A 6406-nucleotide genomic window follows, 5' to 3' on the forward strand; every position below is an offset into this window, starting at 1 on the left:
AAAAGCAACCAAAAGCAACCTAATGTTCAAACCCCGATCTACCTAACTCAGATCTCGTATCTACTGGTATCTAAATAAGATAGTTTTTGATCCCCTACTCCCTACTCCCTATTCCCTATTACCTATTCCCTATTCCCTGTTCCCTTTGCTAGATATGGTTAACCATCTTAAAAATTTATTTTCCCGCCGCAAGCAAGGTGTTGGTATAGAATTAGCCCCAGAACGAATTCATATTGCTCAATTGCAGCGGCAAGGTCAGAGCCTAAAAGCTACAACCCTATATTCTCATGAGGTTCCAGAAGGGATCTGGGAAGGAGGACAAATTGTTGATTCCCCTGGTTTAGCGGAACTGATTCGAGAAGCCCTACAGGAGAGTCAAGTGAAAGTGGAGCGGGTTGCCACTGCTTTACCAATGCGAGAAGCAGTAATTCGGATTATTCCCATTCCTGCTGAGCTAGATGATAACGAGCTTCGGGATATGGTACTAAACCATGAAGCTGGCTTATATTTGCCCTATCCCCGGGAAGAAGTAGATTTGGATTATCAGAAGCTTGGCTTCTTTGTGGATGAAGATGGAATCGAAAAGGTGCAAGTCCTGTTGGTGGCTACTCGCAAAGAAATCACCGATAGCTATCTCGATACCTTTGAGCAGGTAGGGTTACAAGTAGATGTACTCGAAATTAATAGCTTTGCCCTGATTCGGACTATCCGAGAACAACTGCGTCAATTTCCTTCCCAAGAGGCAGCCGTTCTGGTAGATATTGAATTTGATAGTACTGAAATTGCCATTATTGTAGATGGTGTACCGCAGTTTTCCCGTACTGTTCCCATTGGTACCTACCAACTTCAGAGCGCTCTATCACGGGCGATGAATTTACCAGCCTCTAGAAACACTGAACTGCTCCAGGGGATGACTATTCCCAGTACTCCAGTTGATGGCATGCGCACTGGCTCGACCGGGGTAAATCCAGGTATGGTAGCTCTGATCCAAGTCTTGGGAGAAATTGCTGATGAACTACGGCGCTCTATCGATTTTTACCTCAATCAGATGGACAATCTAGAAGTAGCCCAACTCCTACTAGCTGGTCCTGGGGGTGGTATCGGACAACTTGATGAATTTTTTACCCAACGGTTAAGCTTGCCCACGATTCAGGTGGATCCGGTGGCGGCTCTTTCCCTAGAAGTGGAGAAAGATATTCCGATGGTGCAACGACCGAGCTTAGGAACTGTGCTTGGATTAGGATTACGAGAGGTATAGCACTATGTATAGTCTTGATATTAATTTTTTAAAAGACCGAAATCCTGAGGAGATTAAGTCCCCTCAGGAGGTCGGCGGTAGACAAGGGATAGCCTTAGGGGAAATGACCCCTCTACTGATTGGAGCTGCAGTGGGCCTAATCCTACCTGGATTGGTGGGAGGTTTTTGGGTGGTTCTCCAACATCAAAACGCCCGATTGAAGGAGGAAATTGCTGATGTTGACCAGAAACTGGCAGCCTTGGGGGCACAAAAGCAACGAATTAGTAAGCTAAACAAGGAACTCAAGCTGGTCAACGACGAAACTAATGCTCTTGCCAGTGTCTTTAATCAAATTAAGCCTTGGTCAGCGATGTTACAGGACATTCGTGAGCGCACTCCTCCCGGAGTCCAAATTAAAGACATCGAGCAACAGCAAGTCACTGACAAAAACGCTTCTAAGGATGAGTCTAACGCTAACTCACGACCTAAACTCGAGCTGGATATTTCCGGTACAGCTCGAAGCTTTGATGATGTGAATTACTTTTTGCTGACGCTACAGAATTCTTCCTTTTTCGACAAAAATGATACTCAACTCATCAAAGCTCAGTTAGTCAATAATCCCAGCAAATTAGAAATTCCTGAGAGTCAAAAAGAATTAGTAACTCAGGTAAAATATACCCTACCAAAAGTGGTAGAATACACTATTAAAACTCAACTGAGTGATATCCCCGCTTCTGAAATCTTAAAAGAGTTAGACCGTAAAGGAGCAGTAGGATTAGTGACTCGGATTAGAAACCTTCAATCTCAAGGAGTGATTCAACAATGACCTATGCTACTGATGACGAGTTTATGAGTGTTGAAGGTCAGGAGGAAGAGCCTGAGTATCCTACTGCCTTCGGTATTACTTTTACTCCCCAAGTTTCTGGGATTGCCTTTGGTATTCTTGGTCTGGCAGCTGCTGTCTATTTAGCCATGAACCTGATGTTACCGGCTTGGCAGGAGTATCAGACTTTACGAAATGATTTATCAGGCAAGCAAAATGACCTCCAAAATCCCGAAGTACTCCAGAAAAAAATTAAAGATAAAGAGGAGGAACTAAAGCAAGCAAAGCAGCAAAACCGTCGGGTTTTGAGTTTGTTTTCTACAGAAAAAAGTCTAGATACTTTATTGCTTGATCTCAATACCTTTGTTAAGGATACTAGAGGCACTTTACTTAGATATGAGCCAGATTCTGAGGGAATCAATATAGTTAATGATGGTTCTCTAGGAACTCTAGTTGATGGAAAATTAAAACGGAGAACTGTCAATGTGGAAATTGAGGGTAGCTTCCAACAAGTGCAGTCAATTATGCGCAGCTTTGAGCGGCTCCAGTCGATGTTGCTGATCAAAGACCTAGAAGCTCAAATCAGTGAACCGCAAACACTAGTGCTACAGCAAGGTAGAGTAGTTCCTGGTCCTCAACCTAAGCTTAAAACCAGCTTAACCCTGGAAGCTCTCATGCCTGCTAGAGATCTGGATAAGGAGGAAGAAAAAGCTGGGGAAAAGGAGGATAAGAAACAGTCAGGTAATAAGAAATAATCCTAAGTGCCTTTAGTCTTGCTGCATTCTTGCTACCAATTAATCATGGTAATGATGGGGAGATGGCAAGATAGGGGAATTGATCGCTAGGCAAGTTGTTAGAAATTGGGATAACCTACTGTTTTATTGAGCTGGCATGGTTGTTGTTGTTCTTGTTTGTTGAGTGTTTAGTTTTTTCTCTTTAACGTCTCAACGGTCAATAGTCAATAGTCAACTGTCAATAGCCCTTAATATGACATAATTTCTGTGATTTGAGTCAGGAGATTTGAGGAAGTGACCGTGAGACAGATTCAAGTATGTGGTGGAGTGTTCGCCGCTACAGCAGTGGCTTTATGGGCAACACAGCCTGTAGTAGCAGCAAGCCAAGTTAGTGCCATACGGTTCAACCAGCAGGGGAGTGAACTGGAACTGAAACTTGAGACAAAAGGGGATAATGAGCGTCCACAGATTTTTGCTGTTAACCAAGGTAATGTGTTGGTTGCTGATCTGGTTAATACCCAGCTGAGTTTGCCCCAAGGGACTAACTTCCGTCAGACTAACCCCCTACCCAATATCAGTGCCGTTGCGGTTAAGGAACTGGATGATAACCGGGTCAGGGTGACGATTAGAGGCACTGACAAACTCCCAATCAGTTCACTGATCCAAAGGGATGCTCAGGGAATTACCTTAGGCATTGACACCACTACTGAGAATCAGGGGATATTATCTATCCAAGACTCATCGGTGATGAAGCTGGCTCAAGTTCCTAATGCTGAAACGGAACAGATGGAGAAACCGGCGGAACTTTCCGAACCAGAGACAGAGGCTAACCCCTCAGAAACTCCTGAACCTCCAGAAATCGTGGCTCCTGAACCAGATGTGCTGGTACCTGAGCCAGAAATTCTTATTGATGGGATACCGGCAGCTCCAGCTAATGCGGTGCAACCGATTGCCCCAGCGCCCCCCTTCTTACCTAGAGCAGTAGCACCACCAGTAGGGGATATTGCTGTTTCTAATATTAATGCTGCTGCTAGCACTATAGATCTAGGAACAGCAACTCTAGTGCCCCGTTTGGTATTACGAGAAGCACCGATTCGAGAAGTATTGTCTCTGTTGGCTCGTTCTGCTGGACTCAATCTGGCCTTTGCTGAGTCAGATGAAGACTCGGGTGTAGCACAGTTCACCATTTCTATTGATTTAGAAAACGAACCGGTGCAAGATGCTTTCAACTATATTCTCCAGCTGTCTGGTCTTCAGGCTAACCGTCGGGGAAGCACAATTTTTGTTGGGGCAAAACTCCCTCAAGCTGCTCGTAATCTAATTAGTCGTACTCTACGGCTCAATCAAGCCAGTGCCCAAGGGGCTGCTACTTTCTTAGCCACTCAGGGAGCAGAAGTGCAACAGGTAGTAAGCGAGACGGAAGAAATCATCGATCCTGAAACCCAACGAGTGGTGCGACAAATCCAACGAGCCCCAGAAATTCAACCAGTTACCGCTGAGCGGGAAGATGGTAGCCAAGGGGCACTGTTGCTAGAAGGATTAGCAGTATCTACGGATGAGCGACTTAATTCCATATCTCTGGTGGGTGAGCCCAGGCAAATTGAAATTGCCACATCTTTACTCAAACAGTTGGATGCTCGTCGCCGTCAAGTGGCGGTAAATGTCAAGATTATCGATGTTAACCTGTCTGGAACCGATGCCTATAATGCCAGTTTCTCCTTCGGGATTAATGATACCTTTGTAGTCAGTGATGGCGGAGCTGCAGCCGTTAATTTCGGTAGGGTTAATCCCCCCAGTAGAGACACTGTGGTTACTGGTCAGTTTCCCACTGTTGCGCCATTTGAATTCTCCGACCCAGAGGGAAATGGTGATATATTCTTCGATAGACAAAATGCTCCCTTTGATAATATCGTTGATGGTTTCGTTGAAGGTAATATTCCATCACCTTTTGCCCGTCCCGGCTTTGGTCGAAATAGTAATCCATTCCAGCCAGGTGTGTCAAATGTGGATGACGAATTTACCTTTCAGCTCCCTTCCTTATTTGAGTTCCCTGATAAGTTTTTATTAACCTTGGATGCTCAGATACAGAGCAGCAACGCCAAGATTCTCACCGATCCGACTTTAGTGATCCAAGAAGGACAGGAAGCTAGTGTCAAGTTGGTTCAGGAGGTATTGACTAGTGTAACGACAGATATAGACTTAGACGGTGGTGTGGCCACTAGAACCATCACCCCGGTTATTGAAGAGGCTGGTTTAACCCTAACGGTGAATGTTGACAGAATTGACGATAATGGTTTTATCACTTTATCGACATCTCCTGTGATCACAGCTCCCTCGGGAACTCAAGAATTTAACAGTGATAATGCACAAAACGAAATCACATTCCTCAGTCGCCGAGAACTAAGCTCTGGATTAGTTCGTCTGCGGGATGGTCAGACGTTAATACTATCTGGCATTATTCAGGACACTGACCGCACAACAGTATCGAAGGTGCCAATTTTGGGAGATATTCCCTTACTTGGTGCTCTGTTCAGAAGCACCAATAAGCAGAATCAGCGTAGTGAAGTGATTATCCTCGTGACCCCTCAAATTATGGATGACACAGACCGCAATGGTGGTTATGGTTACAGCTACACCCCTGGACGGGATGCCCGTCAAATGCTAAACCGGGGAGGGTTTCAGTCTCCAGGTAACTAAGGGAAAGGTAAGGTAAACGTCAATTAACACTTATCACCCCGAGCGAGGGATTGCTCGGGGTTAGTTAACTTATGGATTTGAGTACTCCCCCCTACTTTAGTGGTGAGAATAGTTAGGCTTTGAAACTTTTACGTGTTTATTTGTTTTTGGTTGAGAATTTTATTGCCTTGGTTTTATGTAATTTTTATAAGCCTATAATTATACCTTATTCTAAGGGTTAGTGTCAATATCTAAACCAGGCTCTGACTTCTGCTATCCCATAGCAGACCTACCAAGCACGCCTAGAGCGGGGGGTTTACCGTAAAATAGTTAATTATATATCATTAACAATGATTGATAATCAAAAATTATGATTGCCTACTCCCTAAGGCATAAATTTAGGGTACCATTCTGGGGCAAAATTCTGAAATCTATATAAATTAAAGCATTCAACGATCCATATCGGCATTGCAAACATTAGAATAATGCAGTGAAACATAGAAGCTGCGAGTGTTGCAGCGATTTTTTTGTCGAAAACCCTGGTTGGATGATCTAAAAAACAAGGAGATTTGAATGAATAAGGGTGAATTAGTCGATAAAGTGGCGGAAAGAGCTACTGTCACCAAAAAACAAGCTGATGCAGTACTAAGTGCTGCCATAGAAACGATTATGGAAGCAGTGTCCGAGGGTGATAAAGTTACCTTAGTGGGCTTTGGTTCCTTTGAATCCCGGGAGCGTAAGGCTCGTGAGGGTCGCAATCCCAAAACCGGTGAAAAGATGGAAATTCCAGCAACTAAGGTTCCAGCCTTTTCTGCTGGTAAGGTCTTTAAAGAGAAAGTGGCACCACCCAAGGAGTAATCCCTGATTCAGTCACAAACTTGTCCTTGAAACGACCAACTCACGGGGGAAATTTAGCCTGTGCTGCTGCCCAGGCTA

Annotated in this window: 5 protein-coding genes; all 5 read left to right on the top strand. The window is 44.4% G+C overall.

Translation table 11 applies throughout. From position 1 onward, the window contains the following. Window positions 1-154 precede the first annotated feature (154 nt). The 5 genes from pilM to F6K52_RS30075 all read left to right on the top strand — a co-directional run bounded on the left by pilM (window position 155) and on the right by F6K52_RS30075 (window position 6328). Window positions 155-1258: a type IV pilus assembly protein PilM gene (pilM, locus tag F6K52_RS30055; RefSeq protein WP_293087427.1), complete on the top strand. Its 1104-nt coding sequence runs from the start codon at window positions 155-157 to the stop codon at window positions 1256-1258. A 4-nt stretch (window positions 1259-1262) separates the two neighbouring features. After that, window positions 1263-2063 carry a PilN domain-containing protein gene (locus tag F6K52_RS30060; protein ID WP_293087432.1) on the top strand — a complete coding sequence of 267 codons (801 nt, stop codon included), beginning with the start codon at window positions 1263-1265 and terminating at the stop codon, window positions 2061-2063. Continuing rightward, on the top strand, window positions 2060-2815 hold the full coding sequence (locus F6K52_RS30065) for a GspMb/PilO family protein (RefSeq protein ID WP_293087436.1): 756 nt from the start codon (window positions 2060-2062) through the stop codon (window positions 2813-2815). Before F6K52_RS30060 ends, F6K52_RS30065 begins: the two co-directional genes overlap by 4 nt. Window positions 2816-3094: 279 nt before the next feature. Beyond that, window positions 3095-5491, top strand: a complete 2397-nt coding sequence (locus tag F6K52_RS30070; protein WP_293087441.1) for an AMIN domain-containing protein — start codon at window positions 3095-3097, stop codon at window positions 5489-5491. A 552-nt stretch (window positions 5492-6043) separates the two neighbouring features. Then, window positions 6044-6328, top strand: coding sequence for an HU family DNA-binding protein (locus tag F6K52_RS30075; RefSeq protein WP_293087446.1), 285 nt, complete (start codon window positions 6044-6046; stop codon window positions 6326-6328). The last annotated feature ends 78 nt before the right edge of the window (window positions 6329-6406 follow it).

It is taken from the genome of Moorena sp. SIO3H5 (genome assembly GCF_010692395.1).
Taxonomy (GTDB): domain Bacteria; phylum Cyanobacteriota; class Cyanobacteriia; order Cyanobacteriales; family Coleofasciculaceae; genus Moorena.

Coding starts and splice junctions, on each gene's coding strand:
- pilM (WP_293087427.1), top strand. CDS start 155: ATGGTTAACCATCTTAAAAATTTATTTTCCCGCCGCAAGCAAGGTGTT.
- F6K52_RS30060 (WP_293087432.1), top strand. CDS start 1,263: ATGTATAGTCTTGATATTAATTTTTTAAAAGACCGAAATCCTGAGGAG.
- F6K52_RS30065 (WP_293087436.1), top strand. CDS start 2,060: ATGACCTATGCTACTGATGACGAGTTTATGAGTGTTGAAGGTCAGGAG.
- F6K52_RS30075 (WP_293087446.1), top strand. CDS start 6,044: ATGAATAAGGGTGAATTAGTCGATAAAGTGGCGGAAAGAGCTACTGTC.